The organism is Streptomyces puniciscabiei (genome assembly GCF_006715785.1).
In the GTDB taxonomy this organism is placed as follows: Bacteria; Actinomycetota; Actinomycetes; order Streptomycetales; family Streptomycetaceae; genus Streptomyces; species Streptomyces puniciscabiei.
The window spans coordinates 4842141-4863091 of record NZ_VFNX01000001.1 but is presented as its reverse complement, the minus strand read 5'-3'; the positions used below and the strand labels follow the sequence as shown (position 1 = coordinate 4863091).

The 20951-nt window shown below is 74.4% G+C and carries 11 protein-coding genes, 3 tRNA genes and 1 pseudogene; 10 read left to right on the top strand and 5 right to left on the bottom strand.

The window, feature by feature from the left end:
- The first annotated feature begins 84 nt into the window (after positions 1-84).
- From FB563_RS22470 to FB563_RS22460, 3 genes and pseudogenes are all read left to right on the top strand, one after another.
- Entirely contained in the window at positions 85-1101 is a 1017-nt protein-coding gene (locus tag FB563_RS22470; protein ID WP_079048539.1) for a MerR family transcriptional regulator, read from the top strand.
- Between the two features lie 183 nt (positions 1102-1284).
- Positions 1285-2730, top strand: a complete 1446-nt coding sequence (locus FB563_RS22465) for an acyl-CoA synthetase (protein ID WP_055704157.1) — start codon at positions 1285-1287, stop codon at positions 2728-2730.
- Positions 2723-4067 (top strand): annotated as a pseudogene (locus tag FB563_RS22460) (carboxyl transferase domain-containing protein). The gene FB563_RS22465 and the pseudogene FB563_RS22460 overlap by 8 nt, the downstream one beginning before the upstream one ends.
- A 1-nt stretch (position 4068) precedes the next feature.
- Here the strand turns inward: FB563_RS22460 and FB563_RS22455 are convergent.
- The gene (locus FB563_RS22455; RefSeq protein ID WP_055704156.1) at positions 4069-7713 is read right to left on the bottom strand and encodes a S8 family serine peptidase; all 3645 of its coding nucleotides are present in this window, start codon (positions 7711-7713) and stop codon (positions 4069-4071) included.
- A 217-nt stretch (positions 7714-7930) separates the two neighbouring features.
- Here FB563_RS22455 and FB563_RS22450 point away from each other — a divergent pair, with 217 nt between their 5' ends.
- The 5 genes from FB563_RS22450 (at position 7931) to FB563_RS22425 (ending at position 16562) form a co-directional block, all read left to right on the top strand.
- The gene (locus FB563_RS22450) at positions 7931-8323 is read left to right on the top strand and encodes a CU044_2847 family protein (protein WP_055704155.1); all 393 of its coding nucleotides are present in this window, start codon (positions 7931-7933) and stop codon (positions 8321-8323) included.
- Positions 8320-10002 (top strand): VMAP-C domain-containing protein, encoded by a 1683-nt coding sequence (locus tag FB563_RS22445; protein WP_055704154.1) that lies wholly within the window; start codon positions 8320-8322, stop codon positions 10000-10002. Before FB563_RS22450 ends, FB563_RS22445 begins: the two co-directional genes overlap by 4 nt.
- A 71-nt stretch (positions 10003-10073) precedes the next feature.
- Positions 10074-11099, top strand: coding sequence for an AAA family ATPase (locus FB563_RS22440; protein ID WP_055704153.1), 1026 nt, complete (start codon positions 10074-10076; stop codon positions 11097-11099).
- A complete protein-coding gene (locus FB563_RS44145) occupies positions 11089-15360 on the top strand; it encodes an SAV_2336 N-terminal domain-related protein (protein WP_244329030.1) in 4272 nt (1423 codons plus the stop codon). Before FB563_RS22440 ends, FB563_RS44145 begins: the two co-directional genes overlap by 11 nt.
- A gap of 164 nt (positions 15361-15524) precedes the next feature.
- Positions 15525-16562, top strand: a complete 1038-nt coding sequence (locus FB563_RS22425) for a rod shape-determining protein (RefSeq protein WP_055710445.1) — start codon at positions 15525-15527, stop codon at positions 16560-16562.
- 142 nt (positions 16563-16704) lie between these two features.
- On the opposite strand, the gene FB563_RS22420 is transcribed toward FB563_RS22425, so the two are convergent.
- Positions 16705-18093 (bottom strand): MFS transporter, encoded by a 1389-nt coding sequence (locus FB563_RS22420; RefSeq protein ID WP_055710446.1) that lies wholly within the window; start codon positions 18091-18093, stop codon positions 16705-16707.
- Positions 18094-18185: 92 nt separating this feature from the next.
- Between FB563_RS22420 and FB563_RS22415 the strand changes: the two genes are divergently transcribed.
- The gene (locus tag FB563_RS22415) at positions 18186-19106 is read left to right on the top strand and encodes a LysR family transcriptional regulator (RefSeq protein WP_055710447.1); all 921 of its coding nucleotides are present in this window, start codon (positions 18186-18188) and stop codon (positions 19104-19106) included.
- A gap of 939 nt (positions 19107-20045) precedes the next feature.
- Here FB563_RS22415 and FB563_RS22410 read toward each other — a convergent pair.
- The 3 genes from FB563_RS22410 to FB563_RS22400 form a co-directional block, all read right to left on the bottom strand.
- Positions 20046-20122: transfer RNA gene (locus FB563_RS22410), tRNA-Ile, on the bottom strand.
- 177 nt (positions 20123-20299) lie between these two features.
- Positions 20300-20372: transfer RNA gene (locus FB563_RS22405), tRNA-Asn, on the bottom strand.
- A gap of 6 nt (positions 20373-20378) precedes the next feature.
- Positions 20379-20451, bottom strand: a tRNA-Asn gene (locus FB563_RS22400).
- A 159-nt stretch (positions 20452-20610) separates the two neighbouring features.
- On the opposite strand from FB563_RS22400, the gene FB563_RS22395 reads away from it, so the two are divergent.
- Positions 20611-20916, top strand: a complete 306-nt coding sequence (locus FB563_RS22395; protein ID WP_055710448.1) for a hypothetical protein — start codon at positions 20611-20613, stop codon at positions 20914-20916.
- Positions 20917-20951 lie beyond the last annotated feature (35 nt).

The window sequence follows — 20951 nt, the reverse complement described above, 5'->3', positions numbered from 1 at the left end:
CGGGGAACCGGAAGACGGCGGTTGACCTTCACCTTTGGTGAGGCCCCAGCATCGGTGGCGGACGACGAGGAGCGCGAGGTGCCCATGGAGCTGCTGACGATCGGCGCCTTCGCGAGGGCGAGCCGGCTCTCGCCGAAGGCGTTGCGGCTGTACGACGAGCTGGAGTTGCTGCGGCCCGCCCGGGTCGACCCGGACACCGGGTACCGGTACTACGCCGTCGAGCAGCTCGGGCGGGCCCGGCTCGTGGCCTGGCTGCGGCGGCTGGGCATGCCGCTGGCCGAGATCCGCGTGGTGTGCGCCCTGGGCCCGGCCGACGCGGCCCGGGAGATCGGCGCGTACTGGGCGCGGGTCGAGGCGGAGACGGCCGTGCGGCGGGATCTCGCCGCGTTCCTCGTGGACCAGCTGACCGACCAGTCGAGAAGGGACCACACCATCATGCTGGAACTGCGCTATTCCGCCCACTCCGACCGTGGGCTCGTCCGCCCCGCCAACCAGGACTCCGTGTACGCGGGCCGCAGGCTGCTCGTCGTGGCCGACGGTTTCGGCCCGGCCGGGGCGCCCGCGAGCAGCGCGGCGGTGGAGGCGCTGCGGTTCCTGGACGAGGCCGAGGAACTGCCCGCGGACGGTGTGCTGAGCCTGCTGGAGGACGCGGTGCGCTCCGCGGGTGAGGCGGTGTGCGACGTGGCCGAGGGCACGAACAAGGTCGGCACCACACTGACGGCGCTGCTGTGGACGGGGGCGCGGCTCGCGCTGGCCCACGTCGGGGACTCGCGGGCGTATCTGCTGCGGGACGGGGAGCTGAGCCGGATGACCCAGGACCATCGGGTGGAGCCTCGGTCGTTGCTGCTGCTCAAGGCTCTGGCCGGTGGGATGGATCCGGTGCCGGACGTGCGCTTGCAGGAGGTCCGGGAGGGGGACCGGTATCTGCTGTGCTCGGACGGGCTGACCGAGGTGGTGCCGGACACGCGGATACGGGAGGCGCTGGACGCGTCCGCCGTGCCGGGCGAGGCCGTGGAGGCGCTCATCGCGGCGGCCAACGAGGCGGGCGGCCCCGACAACGTCAGCTGCGTCGTGGCCGATGTCCTGGAGACGACCGCCTGAGGGATCCGGTGCGGCAGGCCGGTGCTGCGGCCGGGCGGGGGTGGGGTCGCTCGCCGGCGCGGGCAGGGTGCCGCTGCGCGCGGCCGAGTTGCGGGTCGCGGTGGACTTGAGCACGGTCGTCGGGGCGAGAGTCCTGGTGTAGGAAGGGTGGCGACGGTCGACCGACAGTTAGGAGTGCGCCGCGTGTCCTCCCTCTTCCCCGCTCTGGCGGACGGTCCGGGCGAGCTGGTCGCCCTGCGGTTCGGCGAACGGTCGTTGACGTACGGCGAGCTGGCCGGGGCCGCCGGGGCGCTCGCCGCCCGGCTGCGGGGCGCCGGCCGGGTGGCCGTGTGGGCCACGCCGGAGCTGGAGACCGCCGTCGCCGTGACGGGCGTGCTGCTCGCCGGGGCGGCCGCGGTGCCGCTGAACCCGAAGTCGGGCGAGAAGGAGCTCGCTCACATCGTCTCCGACAGCGCGCCGACGCTGGTGCTGGCCGCACCGGGCGCCCAACTCCCCGGGGCGCTGGGTGCGTTGGAGCGTATCGATGTCGATGCGGCCGCCCGCGGTGCCGTACCCGACGACACGGCCTCGGAGGAGGACCCGGCGCTGATCGTCTACACCTCCGGCACGACCGGCCCGCCCAAGGGTGCCGTCCTGCCCCGCCGGGCCCTCGCCACCACCCTGGACGCGCTCGCCGACGCCTGGCAGTGGACGGCGGACGACGTGCTGGTGCACGGGCTGCCGCTGTTCCATGTGCACGGGCTCGTGCTGGGCGTCCTCGGTCCGCTGCGGCGGGGCGGCGGCGTCCGGCACCTGGGGCGGTTCTCCACCGAGGGCGTGACCCGGGAGCTGAACGCCGGCGCGACCATGCTGTTCGGGGTGCCGACGATGTACCACCGCATCGCCGAGGCCCTCCCGGCGGACCCGGAGCTGGCCGAGGCCCTCGGGCGGGCCCGGCTGCTGGTCTCCGGCTCGGCCGCGCTGCCCGTGCACGACCACGAGCGGATCGCGGCGGCGACCGGACGGCGGGTGATCGAGCGGTACGGCATGACCGAGACGCTGATGAACACCAGCGTGCGGGCCGACGGCGAGCCGCGCGCGGGCACCGTGGGCGTGCCGCTGCCCGGTGTCGAGCTGCGGCTCGTGGAGGAGGACGGGACGCCGATCACCGCGTACGACGGGGAGAGCGTCGGCGAGATCCAGGTGCGCGGGCCGAACCTGTTCACCGAGTATCTGAACCGGCCCGACGCGACGGCCGCCGCGTTCACCGCCGACGGGTTCTTCCGCACCGGCGACATGGCCGTCCGCGAGCCCGACGGCTATGTGCGGATCGTCGGGCGCAAGGCCACCGATCTGATCAAGAGCGGCGGGTACAAGATCGGCGCCGGTGAGATCGAGAACGCGCTGCTGGAGCACCCGGGAGTGCGGGAGGCGGCCGTCACCGGGGAGCCGGACGCGGACCTGGGCGAGCGGATCGTCGCCTGGATCGTCCCGGCGGACGCGCGGACGCCGCCCGCCGCCGAGGAGCTGGCGGACCATGTGGCCCGGTGCCTCGCCCCGCACAAGCGCCCCCGCGTCGTGCGCTACCTGGACGCGCTCCCCCGCAACGACATGGGCAAGATCATGAAGCGGGCGCTGGCCGATGTCTGAGCGCCGCTCGGCCCGGGAGGTCCTGACCCTGGTCACGGACCCGGCCACCTTCAGAGAACTCCCTTCCCCGACCGGGCGGTTGAAGCCCGACGGCCCGCTCGGCTGGCGGGGCTACGACGCCTCGCGCGCCCGGGCCGCCCAACGCACCGGCGAGGAGGAGTCGGTCGTCTGCGGCACCGCGCGCGTCACGGGTACCCCGGCCGTGCTGATCGCCTTCGAGTTCGGCTTCCTGGGCGGCTCCCTGGGTGAGCGCACCGGGGACCGGCTGGAGGCGGCGTACACCCACGCCCGCGCACACCGGTTGCCGGTCGTGCCGTTGATCGCGACCGGGGGCAGCCGGATGCAGGAGGGCATGCTCGCGCTGAGCCAGCTGCAGCGCGTGGCCCGGCAGTCGGCACTCACCCGGGAGGCCGGGCTGCCGCAGATCGCGGTCCTGCGGGACCCGACGACCGGCGGCGGCTGGGCCACGCTCGGCGCCGGAGCGGACGTCGTCCTGGCCCTGCCGGGCGCCCAGGTGGGCTTCGCCGGTTCCCGGGTCCGCCCGGCCGACGCCGACCCGGCGGCCTACACCGCCGAGGGACAGGTGGCGGTGGGGTCGGCGGACGCGGTGGTACGGCCCGAGGAGCTGCGGGAGACGCTGGGACAGTGGCTGCGGCTGCTCACCACCCCCGCGCAGGAGGCCCCCGCGCCACCTGCCCTCGGCGCCGCCGACCTGCCCGCCACCGGCTGGGCGGCCGTCCGCCGGGCACGCTCTCCCGAACGCCCGCGCGCCCAGGCCTACTTGGACGCCTGCTTCACCCACCGCCGGGACATCAGCGGTGACCGGTGCGGGGGGTGCGGACACCGACGGCATGCTGTGCGGGTTCGGTGAGCGGGACGGCCGTACCGTGGCGTACGCGGCGCAGACCGGAGCGGCGACCCGGCCCGCCGGGTACCGCACCGCCGCCCGGCTGATCCGGCTCGCGGACCGGCTCGACATCCCGGTGCTGACGTTGGTGGACACCCCGGGGGCGGCCAATGACGCCGAGGCGGAACGGCAGGGGGCCGGGGCGGCGATCGCGGAGGTCTTCGGTGCGGTCGCGGCCGCCCGGGTGCCGATCACCACGCTGGTCATCGGCGAGGGCGGCTCCGGCGGAGCCCTGGCGCTGTCCGCACCGGACAATACCTGGGCGACGCCGGACAGTTACTTCTCGGTGATCGCCCCGGAACTCGCGGCGGCCATCCTCAAACGCCCGCCGCAGGAGGTGGAGGCGACCGCCGAGCAGCTACGGATCCGGCCACAGGACCTGGTGGAGCTGGGGGTGATCCGGGGGATCGTGAACCGCCCCCAGCCGTAGGTCACTTCACCGCCACCGCCCGGATGATCTCCTGCGTCACCGAACCACCCTTGTCGTCGTGGGCCGAAGCCCGCACCGAAACCGAGCTCGCACCGCGCGGCACGGTCAGCGTGCCGCGCCAGGAGGCGCCCGCGCCCGTCAGCGGGACGGACCGCCAGGTGCCGCCGCCGTCGTACGACACCTCCAGCCGGCCCCCGCCCAGCGTCCCGGTACCGGCGGCACCCACCACGTACCGCGCGCCGAGCCCCACCGGCACCCGTTGCCCGCCCCGCACACTGCCCGCGAGGTCGGTCCCGATGTCGTACGCGAGGTTGATCAGCGGCAGGTAGGTCCAGTGGTCCTCCGGCGTCGCCGCCGACCGGAACGTCCACGCGGAGTGCCCCCGCGAGCCCAGCGGCCAGCGCGCCGCGTCGAGCGCGGTGTCGGTGACGACCTGGTAGGTGCGGGCTTCGGCGGGCGCGTCCCGGACGTACGCGGCGGAGCCGTTGCCCTGGTCGACGAGTGTGCCGTCGAGGTAGACGGCGGTGGTCTGGCTCATACCGCTGTCCGCGCTCCACACGTCGCCGAACCCGGTGTGGTCGGGCGCGGAGTCGCCCCAGCCGGGGGTGTTCAACTGGATCTGGTTCCCCGCCCGTTGCTGCCCCCAGCCGAGCCCGGTGCCGAGCCACGGGTGCCACACGGGCCGGAACCAGTTCAGCACCGGCCGCGAACCGCCCTCGTACCGCACCAGTCCGCTGCGCTCCTCCAGGGTGCCGTCGCCGATCGCCACGGACTCGTGCCACAGCTGACCGGGGCCGGTGGAGACGTGGTCGGTGCGCTCGGCGGGCAAGTGCACCCGCTCCTGGAAGCCGAGGCCGAGCGGGAAGGCATCGGTGAGGGAGTAGCGGAACTCACCGCCGTCCACCGGCCGGGCGGCATGGAACCTCACGTGCAGAGCGGCGAGTTGACGCTTGCCGGGGGCGTAGGTGAGGTCGCGGTCCGGGACTGCACCCCGGTGCCCCTCGGACAGGTCGTACACGTACGGGGAGTCGGCCGTGCCGGCCATCCCGACCGAGCGCATCGCCCGCAGGCGGGCAGCGTCCGCCCGGTTCACGGTGGCGATCTGCAGCGGCCGGTCGGCGTTGTCGTCGGTGCCCCACCAGGCCATCAGCCGGCCGGGGGCGTCGTCCGTCACGAACAGCGCCCGGACGCCGGCGTCCTGCGCGGCCCCGGCGAGCGCGGCCGGGTCGGCGCCGTCGGCGAGGTGCGCGAGCACCGCCTTGCCGGAGACACCGGTGAAGGGCCCGTCGCCGACGTCCACGAGGGGCAGCCTGGTCCGGCCCTCGATGAGCGTGCCGCCCGGCTGGACGGTCGCCTCGCCGACGCCCCCGACCTGAAGCTGCGGCTCGGCGAGCCGCCATACCGTGCGGTACTCGAAGCTGCCCGCCCTCACCTTCGCGGTGGGGGCGGCGAAGACACTGTCGTACGTCAGGGGCACCTGGACCGCGTCGAAGAGGTCGGCGCCGTTCGCCTGCCGGTCGTACTCCATGAGGAGCTGGTGGGTCTCGGTGCGCCGGTCCACCTTCGCCTTGAGCTCGCGCAGCTTCCGGCCGTCCAGGGTGACGTCCTGGTCGTGGTCGAGGGTGATCTCGGGTGCCGCGAGGAAGCCGAGGCCGAGGGAGTCGGCGCCGTGGCTTCCGTGCACGTCGAGGAAGGTGGCGAGGGAGTAGGTGCCGGGCTTCAGGCGCAGCCGGAGGGTGCCGGAGTCGCCGACGTGGGCCGGCCGGGCGTCCTCGCCCGCCGCGAGCCGCTGCACGGTGAGGTCGGCGGCGGTGGGCCTGCCCGCGCGGTCCTCGACGTGGACGGTGAGCGTGTACCGCTCGTCCTCCTTGACCAGCCCGAACGCGGTGTGCGCGACGGCGTCTCCGGAGGGGCTCGTGGCCACGATCTGCCCGCTGGTCTCGCCGACCGGCGCCCTGGAGCCGTCCCCGGTGACGGTGGTGGAGGCGGTGCCGTGGGCCGGGACGGTGAGCGAGGTGTCGGCGAGAGCGACGGCACCGTCCGGCGCGCCGGTCACGGACAGCTTCAATCCGACTGCCTGGTCGGAGGAGTTGGTGTAGGTCACGGTCCGGGTGACGGGCTTGTCCCGGTCGTACGGCCAGCTGTGGAAGCCGAGGTCCGCGCTGCCGGTGGCGGTGACCCGGGCCGTGACGGCGTCCGGCACGCTCACCCTGCCCGCGCCCAGCACATAGGCGGACGCCTCCAGTCGCTTCGAGCTGGACATCAGCGCGTCCTTCAACCGCGCGCCGGTCCAGTCGGGATGCTCCTGGGCGAGCAGGGCGGCGACCCCGGCGACGTGCGGGGTCGCCATGGACGTACCGCTCAGGGAGGTGTAGTAGCCGCTGCCGTCGGTGAGCTGGGAGCGGGCGGCGAGGATGCCGACGCCGGGGGCCGAGATGTCGGGCTTGAGGGCGTTGTCGCCGTAGCGGGGTCCGGCGCTGGTGAAGTAGGCCGCCTGGTCGGCGGAGTCGACCGCGCCGACGGTGAGGGCGGCGTCGGCGGCGCCGGGCGAGCCGATGGAGGACGGGGCGCCGGTGTTGCCCGCGGCGACGACGAAGAGCGCGCCGGTCTCCTCGGAGAGGGTGTTGACCGCCTCGGCCATCGGGTCGGTGCCGTCGCTCGCCTCCGTCGATCCCAGGCTCATGGAGACGATCCGGGCGTGCACGTCCCGGGCCGCCCACTCCATCCCGGCGATGATCTGCGACTCGCTGCCCGACCCCTGGTCGCTGAGCACCTTGCCGACGGCGAGGGTGGCCTCGGGCGCGACCCCCTTCTCCTTGCCGTCGGAGGCGGAGCCGCTGCCGCCGACGGTGGAGGTGACATGGGTGCCGTGTCCGTTGCGGTCGGCGACCTCCTCGCCGTCGACGAAGCTCTTGGTGGCGGTGACCCGGTCCTTCAGGTCCGGGTGGCCGAGGTCGACCCCGGTGTCGAGGACGGCGACCGTGACGCCCTTGCCGGTGAGCCCCGCGTCCCAGGCGGCCCGCGTGCCGATCTGCGCGTTGCTCCCGGCCATGTCGGCCTTCACCCTGCCGTCCAGCCAGACCTTGTCGAGGCCGTCGCGGTGCGTGAACGACCGCCAGAAGGTGCGCCCCTTGCCGGCCTCGACGGCGGCGCCGCGCAGGCTCGGCAGGTTCCGCGTCCGGTGGGTCCCGGCCGGGGTGGCGGCCCGCGCGCCCCTGCCGTAGGTCACGATGAGCGGCGTCGCGCCGGCCCTGGCGTCGGTCAGCCCCTGCCGGATCAGCCCGCTCACGTCGAACAGCCGCCGGTCCAGCGTCCCGGCCCGCAGGTACGGCAGCGCCTCGTCCGGTACGACACTGATCTCGCCGTCGCTCTGCCGCGTCCGCACGGCCCCGGTGGCTCCCTCGGGCCGCTGCACGGTGACCGTCCTCCTCCCGTGCCCGAGGTCGGTGACGGTCACCTTGTCGCCGGTGACGAGGGTGACGGTGGTGGGGGCCGCGGAACCGGGAGCGGGGGTGACGGTGGTGGGAGCCGCGGAACCGGTGGCGGGCGCCCTCGGGGCGGCGGTGGCCGGTCCGTTGGGCAGCAGGGCACCCAACAGCCCCACCGCCACCAGCGCAGCCGAGCGTCTGACTGGTCCTGTGGTCATCCACGCCTCTTCTCGTGTGGGTTCGAGCGGGTCGCGTGCTGGGACGAGTGTCATGTGCCGCCTGTTGCGGGGGTGTTGACCGTCGGCGGCGGGAATGCGCCCTGGCGGTTTTCCGCCAGGCTGCGCGACCTGCGTGACGGGACCCCGAGACACCGTCAGGAACCTTCGGTCACAATGGGCTTGGAGGAAGAGCGAGCACACGGGGGCGATCAACACCATGGGCAGGCTGCTGGAGTTCACCACGGAGGACGGCGCCGTGGTCGTCGTGGAGAGCGGGGAGCCCGGGACCGGGACCCGCCTCGTCGGCCGCGGCGGCACCGGCCCGGCGGCCCAGGCGTCCAGCACCTTCGAGGGCGCCCTGGACGGGGTGCGCTCGGCGGCCCAGTCCGCGCTGCGGGTGTTCCGCGACGGCAGCCTGCGTCCCGACTCGGTGGAGCTGGAGTTCGGGGTGAAGCTGACCGCGGAGGCCGGCGCGGTCATCGCCAAGGGAGCTGCGGAAGGGCAGCTGGTGGTGCGCCTGGCTTGGTCGTCGCGGCCCCCGGGCGCCGAACCGGCCGCGGCGGCGCTCCCGTCGGCGACGAGCTCCCCGGAGCCGACGTCCCACTCATGAGAAGCGCTTCCTGGCATGCCCGGATCGAGTGCGGGGACATGGTGGTGGGAGCGGGCTTCCTGGTGGGCCCCAGTACGGTCCTGACCTGCGCGCACGTCGTGCAGGACAGCGAGCCGGGCACCTTGACCGTGTCCTTCCCGAACCGCCCCGACTTCACCGGGCTGCCCGCGACCGTGGCCGTGCACGGCGGCTGGGCGGGCGGCGCCACCGACCCCGGCGACCTCGCCGTGCTGGAACTGGCCCGTAAGGTGCCGCTGAGCCCGGCCAGGTTCGCCCCGCCGGACACGGAAGCGGACCTGACCGAGCGGGTGCTGGAGGCGTACGGCTTCCCGGACGGCTACGCCGAGGGGCAGCTGGCCCGGTACCGGGCCGTGTCCACCACGCGGATCGCCGGCCAGTGGGTGCAGCTGGAGGCCGTCACCGCCCATGGGCAACCGCTGACGGAGGGCTTCAGCGGCGCCGCGGCGGCCCTCCCGGACGGCCGGGTGGTCGGCATGGTCGCCCAGCGGGCGGGCGAGCCCGGCGTCCTGGTCGCCCGGATGCTGCCCACCGAGACCCTGGCCCGGCACTGGCCCGGCCTCGGTGAACTCGTCCCGGCCTGCGACGCCGGCGAGGACCCGACCCGGCGGCTGTACGAGCTGGTGCGGCGGGCCGAGGCCGCCGGGCTGGAGTGCTCACCGGACCAGCTGTTCGTGGACGCCGTCGGCGACTTCGGCCCGGAGCCGCCGCCCGGCGGATTCCCCTCCCTGCGCGATGCGGTTACCTATGTGCAGTGGGAGGTGGTGCCGTCGGCGCCGGCCCTCTCCCGGTTCGCCGACCGGCTGGCGGACCTGCTGGAGGGGCCCGCCGCACAGCCGTCACCGGCCGCCCCCGCCGGTTCCTGGACCCCGATCGTCATCGAGATCGACCGCAGCGGCGCGGGCACCGACCAGGTCACGGTGTCGGTGTCGGCCTGTCGCGAGGGCCGGCGCCGGCCGGTGGGCACGGCTCGGCTGGCCCGTTCCGACGTGCGGGAGTACGTCCAGCAGGGCATCGACCGGGCCTTCACCCGGCTCGCCCCGGACGCCGAGGAACTGCTCACCTTCGTCCTGCCCCGGGACTGGCTGAACCTGCCGGTGGCCCGGTGGGCGTGCGGTGCGGAGGACCCGACGCCGCTCGGTTGCGCCCACCCGGTGGTCGTCAACGACCGCTACCGGCACCACAGCGGCCGGCTGCGGCACAAGCTCGGCAAGAAGTGGCAGCGGCTGGCCGGGGGTTCCGGCACGGTGCTGCACCGCGTCGACTGCGGCACCCAGGAGCAGCCGCCGGGCCTGCGCAGGCGCCTGAGCGAGAACGGCGCGGGCCTGGCGGGCTTCGCAGCGCCGCCCGGCACACTGCCCGAGCACTTCACGGTGGGCCTGAACATGCCCGTGCCCGTGCTGGTATGGCCGCGCTCGGGCTGCCCCGGCCCGGCCGAGCCGCACGACGCGTGCACCGGTTCGGCGTTCCTGGACGCGCTCGCCCCCGCCGTCGAGGGCGTCCCCGCGGCCGAACTCCCCCGGGTCATCACCGCGTTGCGGGAGGAGGCGGAGGCCGCGCCGGTGCCGGAACGGCACTGGGCGCGGGACGTCCAGCTGCTCTGGGACGACCCCCACTGCTTCCCCGAGACCACCGCGAGCCTGCACTCCCCCGTCGCCTGAACCGCACCACAGCCGAGCACCGCGTCCCCCGAAGTCCGTGATCCGCCGTACGACCGGAAGAAGAAGGTCCCATGCCCCTGAGGCCCGTGTACACCGGCACCGCGGAGCCGCACGACGGTATCGACGAGCTGCCGCCGCCCCCGCCCTGGCGGGCCTTCGACGGCGAGCCGGTCCTTCCGACGCCCGCCGACGCCGCCGACGAGACCGCCACGTCCCCCGACCGCACCCACCGTGCCGCCACCTACCAGGCCACCCCGCAGACCGTGCAGCTGGTCAACGCCGCGCTCTACCTGCGCCGTCCGCTGCTGGTCACCGGCCCGCCCGGCACCGGGAAGTCCTCGCTGGCGTACGCGGTGGCCCGCGAGCTGCGGCTCGGCCCGGTACTGCGCTGGAACATCACCAGCCGGAGCACCCTGCACGACGGCCTCTACCACTACGACCCCCTCTCCCGCCTGTACGCGGCGCGTCAGGCGGCGGCGAGCGAGCGCCGCGCCCGGATCCCCGAGGCGGCCGTCGAGGACCATCTGCGCCTCGGTCCCCTCGGCACCGCCCTGCTGCCCCACGCCCGCCCCCGCGCGCTGCTCATCGACGAGATCGACAAGAGCGACCTGGACCTGCCCAACGACCTGCTCAACGTGCTGGAGGAGGGCCAGTACGAGATCCCCGAGCTGGTCCGGGCCGCCCGGCACACCCCGCGGGCCGAGGTGATGGTGGACGGCACCCACGACCGGGTCACCGTGGCGGGCGGCCGGGTCCGCTGCCGTGCCTTCCCGTTCGTCGTGCTGACCAGCAACGGCGAGCGCGAGTTCCCGCCCGCGTTCCTGCGCCGCTGCGTCCGGCTGCGGCTGCGGCAGCCCGACGACGCCCAGCTGGCCGCCATCGTCGACGCCCACTTCGACGGTGCGCCGGGCGCCTACGCCCAGACCCTGATCAGCCGCTTCCTGGACCGGGTGAGCGGCGGCGAACTGGCCACCGACCAGTTGCTCAACGCGATCTACCTGGCCCGCTCCGCCGACGTGTCCGCCGACTCCCTCCAGGAGCTCGCGGAACAGCTCATGCCGTACCTCGGCGAGGCGCAGCCGTCCGATGCCTTCTGACCGCCACGGCTCCCCGGACCCGCTCGCCCGCCTGGCCGGCGCCCTGGCCGGGGCGACGGGCGGGGTCCGCCCCACCCCGCTGGAGCTGGCGGAACTGCTGTGGCTGGCTCGGCAGATGGATCCGGTGGCCGAGGCACCCCCGGAGCCGCCGCCCCCGGAGCCGCGCCCGCAGGAGCCGCCGGACCGGTCAGCCGGGCGGGATGCGCCCGCCGACCCGCCGCCGCCCGAGCCCCGGCCCGCGGCACCCCCGGCGTCGCCCCGCGTACCGCTCCACCTGCCGGCCCCGCACCCGCGGACCGGCCGGTACGCCTCCCTGCTGGCGCCCGCGCCCCCGATGCTGCGCCATCCGCTGGCGCTGCAACGCTCGCTGCGCCCGGTCAAGCGCCGTACCGACGCCCCGCACGGTCAGCGCCTGGACGAGCAGGCGACGGTGGACCGCATCGCCCGTCTCGGTGCCGCACCCGAGCACTGGCTGCCGGTGCTGCGACCCACGCGGGAACGCTGGCTGCGGCTCAACCTGGTCCACGACACCGGCCCGACGATGCCCATCTGGCGCCCGCTGGTCCGCGAACTGCGCACGGCGCTGGGCCAGTCGGGCGTCTTCCGCACGGTCACCGTGACCCCCGCCCTGCCGGACGGCCGGCTCGGCGGCCACGGCACCCTCGGCCCCGCCGACGGCCGCACCGTCACCCTGGTCGTCAGCGACTGCATGGGACCGCAGTGGCGGCCGGGCCCGGCGGGCAGCCGGTGGCAGGCGACCCTGCACCGCTTGGCCCGGCGGCAGCCCGTGGCCGTCGTACAGCCCCTGCCGGAACACCTGTGGCGGGACACGGCCCTGCCCGCCGAACCCGGCCTGCTCCGTGCGCCGTTCCCGGCGGCCCCCACGGCGACGTTGACCTTCACGCCGTACGACGGCGACCCCGCGCACTACCTCGCGGCGGGCTTCGTCCCGCTGCCCGTGCTCGAGCCGGGTCCGCGCTGGCTGGCCAACTGGGCGGAGCTGGTCGCGTCGGCGGGCGGAACGGACCTGCCCGGATCGGCGGCACCGCTGGGGCGGGTGCCGGATGCCACGGCCCGGACGGATCTGGCCCGGCTGTCCCCGCGGGAGCTGGTCCTGCGCTTCCGGGCGACCGCCTCCCCGGAGGCGTTCCGGCTGGCCGGCCACCTGGCCGTCGGCCGTCCCGACCTGCCGGTCATGCGCCTGGTCCAGCGGGCGGTCGAACCCGATCCGCGCCCCCAGCACCTGGCCGAGGTGATCCTCAGCGGCCTGCTGACCACGACCGGCGGCACACCCGGCTCGTACGCCTTCCGCCCCGGGATCCGCGACCTGCTGCTGCGCGGCCTGCCCCGCTCCGCTCGCGCCGCCACGAACGAACTGCTCGCCCGGGTGGGCGGGTTGATCGAGGAACGGGCCGGGGCGGCACCCGGCGAGTTCCGCGCGGTGATGGCCGCGGCCGACGGTGCGGGGGCGGTCGGGGAGGCGGGGGCGGCCGCGGGCGGGGAGGCGTTCGCGACCGTACGGCCGGAGAGCGTACGGCAGTTGGCCGGGGGCAGGGCGGAGCCGATGGCGCCGTCCGAGCGGATCGGCCGCTATCGGCTGGTGCAGCGGTTCACCCCGTCCGGGCGGGCCGTGTGGCTGGCCGAGGACCCGGAGACGGACCGCCCGGTGGCGGTGCGGTTGTACCGGCCGTTTCGCGACAGCGCACGGCGCGAGGCGTTCCTGCGGGACACCGCGCGTCTGCGGGCTCTCACGCACCCCAACCTCGCGCAGGTCAGCGACTTCGGCATCGAGGACGGACGACCGTACGTCGTCATGGAGTACGTGCCGGGCGTCAATCTCAACGCCCTCGTGTCCCTTTCCGATTACCGACTCCCGTCCCCGCTGGTGGCGAAGGTCGGGAGACAGGCCGCACAGGCTGTCGCAGCGATCCACGAGGCCGGCATCACGCACGGCGACCTGGGCCTGTCCAGGGTGATGCTCGAACCCGACGGCACGGTCAGGCTCAGCGGCTTCGCACCGGGCCGCACCTCCGGGGCGGAGGGGCAGGCGCAGGACCTGGTGAAGCTGGGCAGGCTGTTGCAGCGGCTGGCCATGGGGAACGCACGGGCCGCGCCGCCCTTCGCGCCGGAACGGCTCTGGCACCTTCCGGAAAGTCTGCGCGAGCCGTATGCGCGCGCGCTCGGCCTGCTGATCTCCGGAACCCCTCGGGACCAGGCGCGGGGCACGGACCTGCTGATGGACGAGGAACTGCTGTCGCTCGCCCGGAGGGAGTACGAGCGGCGGGTCTACCGCGTCCTGGGCCCGGTGACCGTGCACCCGGAAGACCACCCTGAACACGCCGTGGAACTCGCGCCGGAGGAGGCGGCGGTACTGGCGATGCTGTTGCTGCGGGACGGCCGCGAGGTGACCCGTGCCGAGCTTCGGGCCGGTGTGTGGGCCCCGGGCGAGGAACCGGAGGACGCCATGGCCGCCGTGGACGTGATCGCGTCCACGTTGCACGCCGTGCTGCGGCCCGGCGCACTGGCGGTGCTCCCCGAGGGGTACGCCCTGCACACCAGCGCCGACATCGTGGACCTGGAGCGCCACGAGTACTTCGAGCGAACGGCCACCGAGCGAAGCGTGTTGGGCCCCCGCGAGGATGCGAGCACGTACTACGACAAGGCGCTCGCCCTGTGGCACGACGAGGGCCCGCTCGCGGGCGTCCCCGGCCCCGCGGCCCGCACGGCGCGCCGTCGGCTCGTCCAGCTCCGCCTGGCGCTGCATCGCAAGCTCGCCGAACTCCACCTGGATCTCGGCGAGTACGAGCTGGCCGCCGCCCAACTCACCGATCTGGTCGCGCGGTACCCCTCCCGGGAGGACTTCCGGCGGCTGCTGATGCTCGCCCTGCGCCGCCAGGGCCGTACCGAGGAAGCACTGGAGGTGTACGAGGAGTACGAGCTGTCCGGCGGCCGCGACCCGGAGCTGCTCGCCCTGGGGCACGAACTCCGCGAGGACTACGACGCCCCCTCGCAGGACACAGGTGTCGCCCCCTACGACCACGACACCGCCCCGCTCTCCCAGAACCCGGTCCCGGAGCCCGACGCCCTGCCGGAGGGCAGCTTCCCCACCGAGGAGTCGCTGCCGTCGATCTTCGAGATGTGGGACGAGGAGTCGGCGCGAGAGGTCCCGCTGCCGCAGAACGAGGTGCCGGAGAGCCTGTTCGCCGTGGACGACCCGCTGGCCGAGGAGCCCGGGGAACCGCACGACGAGCAGCCTTACGCGGACGACGAGAACGACGGCCATGAGGGCTACTACGATCTCTACGACGCCCTCGGTGACGAGCCGCCCCCGCCCACCTACCGCACCGTGGTCACCTACGCGTTCGCCGACGGCCCGCAGCATCCGGACCTCGTGGCCGCGCTCGGCCGGGCGGTCACCCGGCTGCTGGCGGCCAGCGGCCTGGACGGCGACGCCTGTGAACTGACCGCCGCGGGCGGCGGCTGGGCGGTGCACACGGCCCGGGACGTGCCGGGCCTGCCGCTGCTGCTCGCCACGATGAGGCACTTCGACGACGAGGTGGTGCGGTTGGGCGGGCTCCGCTGGCTGGTGACCTTCGAGTGTCTGTTCCCCGACAGGAGTGCGGAGATCCCGGACCCCGAGGCCGTCCGCCGGATGCTGGACGCCACCGAGGACCGGCGGGGCATCGTGGCCGTGCCGCAGACGCTCCGGGACGAGCTGGACGAGGATTCCGGTCAGGCCCCCTGGCTGCGTTCCCTGCGTCCCGGGCCCGCCGCGGGCTGGTACCGGCTGTGCCGGCTGGCGCACCTCCTCTTCGACGGCACGCACCAGCTCCCGCCCGTCCTCGGCCCGCACCCGCTGCCCCCCGGCGGCCTCCCCGAGGGCACTGGCGAGATCAGGACCGTCGTCCGCCGGTCCAACGGGAGTGTGCTCAGCCGCACCCGGTCCCTCGTGGCGACGGAGTACTTCGAGGTCGACCTCACCGAGCGCCGCCTGGAGCTGGACGAGACGGAGTCGTCCTTCCGGGCCACGGGCACGGCGATCTGGCGCGTCAGCGACCCGCTCCGAGCCGTGGCGCACAGGGACGCCGAGTCGTTCCCCGAGCTCATCAGGGAGGCCGTGCGCGGGCATCTGCGGCACCTGGCGAGCACCTACCCGGACGCCATGGCGGGGCCTGGCACATCGCTCGCACCCGTCCGGCCCGACGACGTACCCGGCTGCACGGTCCGCTGCGAGCTGCGCATCACGCGAACCCGCGCCTGACCACGCGACACACCGGGCCGCCGCCGGAAACCCCCATTCAGCGGCACCCCGCCCGGCCCCCTCCAGAAGGCGCCCGTCACCGGTCCCCGCGCAGGATGCAGGGAGAGGAAGTCACCCGCCGACCGGGCGGGCGCACTGGGCCCGCGCACTCGGGAGGATCCGCCGTGACCGTCAGTCTGGAGCAGTTGCGCCGCTGCCACTTCGCCGTCGACCTGGGTGCGGCCCGCACCCGGGTGTATGTGAAGGGCGCCGGCCTCGTCGTCGACCAGCCCTCGGTCGCCGCCGTGAACACCCGTACCGGGGCACTCATAGCCGTGGGCGACTTCGCGGAGCAGATGACGGGACGGACGCCGGGATACATCCGGGTGGTCCGGCCCATCTCCGGCGGCACGGTGGTCGACATCGAGATGGCCCAGCGCATGCTGCGCCAGCTGCTCGGGGACCGGACGCGCCGCAACCTGCGCCGCAACCTCCGGCTGCGCGCGGCGGCCTGCACCCCGCACGACGCCGGTCCGCTGGCCCAGCGGGCGACCATCGAGACGCTGGTCGGGCTGGGGGCGCGCAGGGTCGAGCTGGTGGACACGCTGATCGCCGCCGCCGTGGGGTGCGGGCTGCCGGTGGAACGCCCGGAGGCCACGATGATCATGGTGTGCGGGGCCGCCGCGACCCAGGTCGCCGTCCTCTCGCTCGGGTCCATCGTCACCGCCGAGCGGATCCCGGTGGGCGGTGAGGCCGTGGACCACGCGATCGTGCAGCACCTGCGGCACGAGCACGAACTGATCCTGCCCAGCCAGTCGGTACGTCCGCTGCAACTGGCCCTGTCCGGCAACGGGCTGACCCCGCAGGGACCGGAGACCACGGAGATCCACGGACGGGACGTGGCCACCGGGCTCGCCCGCAGTGTGCGTGTCGACACCGCCGCCGTACGGGACGCGATCCAGACCCCGCTGACCGCCGTCCTCGACGGCATCGGCAAGGTGCTGCGCGACTGCCCGCCCGACCTGGTCGCCGACCTCGCCGACCGCGGGATCACGATGGTCGGCGGCTCGGCGCTGCTGCCCGGCTTCGACCAGATGCTGCGCGAGGCCACCGGGATGCCGGTGTACATCGCCGAGCGGCCCGACATCTGCGCGGCCCAGGGCCTCGGCGAGATGCTGGAGGGCCGGATCGAGCCCCTCGTGCTGAACCCGCTGGCGGCCTGAGCCGAATCCCCTGACCGGAACCCCAAGGCCGGTGGCCCTGACCAGAATCCCCCGGCCGGTGGCCCTGACCGGAATCCCCAGGCCGGTGGCCCTGACCGGAATCGGCTGACCGGAATCCCCTGACCGGAGAACGACCCGTCGCTCAGTCACCGGTCCGCGCCACCAGCAGCACCGCGATCACCCCGACGCCCATGAGCAGGTAACCGGAGCCGGTGAGCGCACCCGACGTCCCCAGCACCGCCACCCCGAGCGCGGACCCGGCCTGCCGTATCCCGTTGAGCGCGCCCTGGCTCGTCGCCGCGTACTCCCCCGGCGCCGCGACGGCCACCGCCGCGGCCGCGCCCGGAATGGACAGGGTGCCGGTCGCGGCCAGCGCCAGCTCCGCGGCCACGATCAGCGGCAGCGGCGGACGCCCGCCCGCCGCGCAGGCCAGCAGCGCCCCGGCGGCGACGGCGGCGGCCATGCCGGTCAGCAGCACCGGCCGGGCGCCGTGGCGGGCCACGAGCCGCCCGGTGAAGAACGGCATCACGCACACCGGGAAGGTCATCGGCAGCGCGGCGAGACCGGCGTCGAACGGCGTCAGGCGGTAGGCGTGCTGGAGCCATACGGAGAGCTGGTACAGGCCGCCGAAGTAGGCGAAGCAGGACACCGCGGCGGCCACCATCGCCGCCCTGACCCGCGGCAGGGCGAGCAGCGCGGGCGGCAGGACGGGGGCGGCGGCCCGGCGCTCCACGGCGGCCACCGCGGCGAAGCAGCCCAGCGCGGCGGCGAGCGGAAGCAGCGCCGCGGGCCCGCCCCAGCCCTCGATGCCGGCCTCGACCAGGCCGAAGGTGAGCAGACCGAGACCGGCGGTGGACAGGACCAGACCCGCGCGGTCCAGGGCGCGGCCGGTCCGTGCGGGCGGCCTGGGCAGCCGGCGGGCGAGGAGCAGCGCGGCCAGGGCGAGGGGCGGGTTGACGAGGAACACCAGCCGCCAGCCGCCGAGTTCGACGAGGGCGCCGCCGAGCACGGGTCCGGCGGCGGCACCGAGCCCGCTGACCGCCGCCCAGGCGCCGATCGCGCGGGTACGGCGGCCGGGATCGGGGTTGTGGTGGATGAGGAGGGCCAGGGAGGCGGGCACCAGACCGGCGCCCGCGGCGCCGAGCGCGGCGCGCCCGGCGATCAGGGCACCGGCGCCGGGCGCGAGGGCGCAGGCCACGGAGAGCGCGGCGAACAGGCCGAGCGCCAGGGTGTAGACGCGGCGGGCGCCCCAGCGGTCGGCGATGACCCCGCCGGCCAGGAGCAGCCCGGCGAAGACGACCGTGTAGGCGTCGACGGTCCAGGGCAGCGCCGCGGCCGCCGGGTGCAGCGAGGTCTGGATGTCGGGGACGGCGACGTTGAGGATCGAGGTGTCCAGCAGGACGAGCAGATTGCCGGTGGCGAGGCCGGCGAAGGCCGCACGGGACATGCCTCGGGTGGTCCTGCGCGAGGCGGGCTCGGTGGCCTGTGCGGGCGGCGCGGCCGATCGGCAGGTGGGTTCGGCTGTGGTCATGCGGGCAGCGTGTCCCGGACGGCGCGGTGCTCGCGACGCCGCACTTTCGATGGGGGCATCGGAAAGTCCGATGGATTGGTTAGGCTGCCGTCGTGGACTCCCGCTATGTGCGCGCCTTCGTCGCGGTCGCCGAGCACGGCGGCATCTCCGCCGCCGCCCAGGCCCTGGGCTACGCCCAGTCCAGTGTGAGCGCCCAGCTCCAGCGCCTGGAAGCCGACTTGGGGGTGAGCGTACTGGTGCGGACGGGCACGGGAGCGGTGCTCACCGAGGCCGGCGCCCGGCTGCTGCCGCACGCGCGCGAGTCGTTGGAGCTGGAGGAGCGGATGCGCCGGGCGGCCCGCGGCGACCGGCCCCGGCTGCGGATCGGGGCGCCGGAGTCACTGGCCCATGTGTGGCTGCCCGAGGTGCTGGCCGCACTGGAGTACGGCGCGGGCGGCCCGGGCACCGGCGCGGACGTCGTGCTGACGGTGGCCCCGCGCAAGCCCCTGGAAAGAGCCTTCTCGCAGGGCGAGTTGGACCTGATGTTCGAGTACGACAACGGCGTCCCCCCGGTCCGCCCGCACGCGGTGGTGGGTCACTGCCGTACGGTGCTGGTGGCGGCCCCGCGTCATCCGCTGGCCCGGCAGGAGACGGTGACCGCCGGTCAACTGCTGGACCACGACTTCCTGGTGGCCGAACGCCGCTGCACCTCGGAGATGCTGGTGGACCGCTTCGGCCGGGACCTGCTCGCGGGCGCCCAGCACAAGGTGCTCCAGGGCTCGATGGCCGCCCTGCTCCGCCTCCTCGGGCACGGCCACGGCATCACCCTGCTGCCGCATCTGACGGTCGCTCGGGAGCTGGACGAGGGTGACCTGGTCGAACTGCCGCTGACCGAGCCCATCCGCCCGGTCGGCATCATCGCCCAGTGGCACCCCCGCCTGGGCGAGGCCGAACGCACCGTACGCACCCTGCTCGACCTGGCCCACCGCGCCGGCCCGCTACCGGAGGTGACGCGGGCGCGACGCGCGTCCTGACGCGACTCCCGGAGCGCCTCACCCGGCAACGGACAGGTGCCCCACGGCGACAACTCGCCCGGTCAGTACGGCAGGATGCGGCCCGAAGGCGTCCTGCGGTCGATCTCCTGGCCGCGCGGGGCGGCGGGGCGCCGGATGACGCGTACCCGGATGCGACGGTCCATGACGCCTCCCTCTTGCCGAAGCGGCCCGGCGGTCGACGCCGGTAGGAGGTGGGTGCCCATGACACGGCCTGTTCAAGCATGTACGGGTCAAGCAGCTGGTCGTACCGCTGTCGGCGAACAGGGTGGTCTCGATGTCACCGGGTGGCGTAACGGCCGAGGCCATGGCGAGCCGGCCACCTGGTGTTCCGAGCCGTCGGAGGTGTGCCGGCGGTTCGATGACGACCAGTGCCTGAGCGCCCGCGGCGAGTTCCGCGCTGCCGGAAGCCGAGGTTCCAGGGCCTCGGCGACCTCCGCCCGCCAGGCGGAATGTACGGCCGCTCAGCGGTCCGTGACTCCTTCGGCTGCCGGCCGGGGCACGCCCGCACTCACGTCGGCACGAGGGGCGCCCACGGCGCGCGGCGATCAGGGACAACCGGGCCGTTGGAGCGCAGCCCCGACCCCGCGCCGGCCTCCTCGGCATGATCACCGCCACCGGCCGAGGCCAGGAGGACGCCGCCGAGGCGGCAGTGAAGTGGATCAGGGAGCATCGCGCCGCCAACGGCCTGGAGTTGTCCGGGTCGGGAGCGTCGACGACCGCTACCCGGCGGAGCGGCGAGCAGCCGCCGGAAGGCGGCGTGAGGGCGCCTCGACCCCCTGGACCTCCCGTGTCCGCCGCGCGTCCCCTGCGTGTCCCCTGGATCTTGGTCTGAACGCCTGAACGGGGGTCGCCGCTGTGGAGTGGCGACCCCCGTTCTTGCGTTCCCGCAGGTTAGATCGATTCTGCACCTGCGGCGCCTGGTGGGGCGGGTGGGACTCGAACCCACGGCCGACGGATTATGAGTCCGCTGCTCTAACCGGCTGAGCTACCGCCCCATAGCGGCGTGTCGCGTACAAGTGTGCGCGCCGTCTGCCGCAGCATAGCCGCTCATACGATCTCCTGCTCTCGGATGGTCGGCTTCCGCGCTGCTCATGACCTTGAGGACATCGGCGCACGCGCGGCGGTTCCCGGGGACATGAAAAAGGACCCCCAAGGGGTCCTCGTTCATCGCGCTCCCCCGACTGGACTCGAACCAGTAACCTGCCGGTTAACAGCCGGCTGCTCTGCCAATTGAGCTACGGAGGACCGAAGCTCCCCCGACTGGACTCGAACCAGTAACCTGCCGGTTAACAGCCGGCTGCTCTGCCAATTGAGCTACGGAGGATCGCCTCGATTGCATCGAACGTACCTACCTGGGTATTCGCCAGGGGGCGGGCGCTCGCTGCGACACATACATTAGCGCAAGCAGGGGGGTGCTCCGCCAATCGGTTCCCCCGGCGCCCACGTCGCACCAGCAGACCCAGGCAAGGGAAGGGTGGCAGCCATGCGCTACCGGCTCACGTTCGTCGCCGGACTGGCCCTCGGTTACGTACTCGGCACGAGGGCCGGACGCGAGCGCTACGAGCAGCTGAAGAAGTCCGCTCAGCGGATCGCGCAGAACCCCGCCGTGCGCAACACGGCCGAGACCGCCGCCCAGCAGGGCCGCCGGTACGCCGGCAAGGCCTTCCACACGGTCAGCCACAAGGTCGGCGACCGGGTCCCCGAGACCGTGGCCCAGCGAGTGAGGTCCTTGCGCGAGCGGAACCTGAACGGCACGCCGGAGGACGACTGGGGCACCAGCAACACGTAGGGAACAGGTCCCGCACCCGCAGTCGACACCTCATG

Coding starts and splice junctions, on each gene's coding strand:
- FB563_RS22470 (WP_079048539.1), top strand. CDS start 85: ATGGAGCTGCTGACGATCGGCGCCTTCGCGAGGGCGAGCCGGCTCTCG.
- FB563_RS22455 (WP_055704156.1), bottom strand. CDS start 7,713: ATGACCACAGGACCAGTCAGACGCTCGGCTGCGCTGGTGGCGGTGGGG.
- FB563_RS22450 (WP_055704155.1), top strand. CDS start 7,931: ATGGGCAGGCTGCTGGAGTTCACCACGGAGGACGGCGCCGTGGTCGTC.
- FB563_RS22445 (WP_055704154.1), top strand. CDS start 8,320: ATGAGAAGCGCTTCCTGGCATGCCCGGATCGAGTGCGGGGACATGGTG.
- FB563_RS22440 (WP_055704153.1), top strand. CDS start 10,074: ATGCCCCTGAGGCCCGTGTACACCGGCACCGCGGAGCCGCACGACGGT.
- FB563_RS44145 (WP_244329030.1), top strand. CDS start 11,089: ATGCCTTCTGACCGCCACGGCTCCCCGGACCCGCTCGCCCGCCTGGCC.
- FB563_RS22420 (WP_055710446.1), bottom strand. CDS start 18,093: ATGACCACAGCCGAACCCACCTGCCGATCGGCCGCGCCGCCCGCACAG.
- FB563_RS22395 (WP_055710448.1), top strand. CDS start 20,611: ATGCGCTACCGGCTCACGTTCGTCGCCGGACTGGCCCTCGGTTACGTA.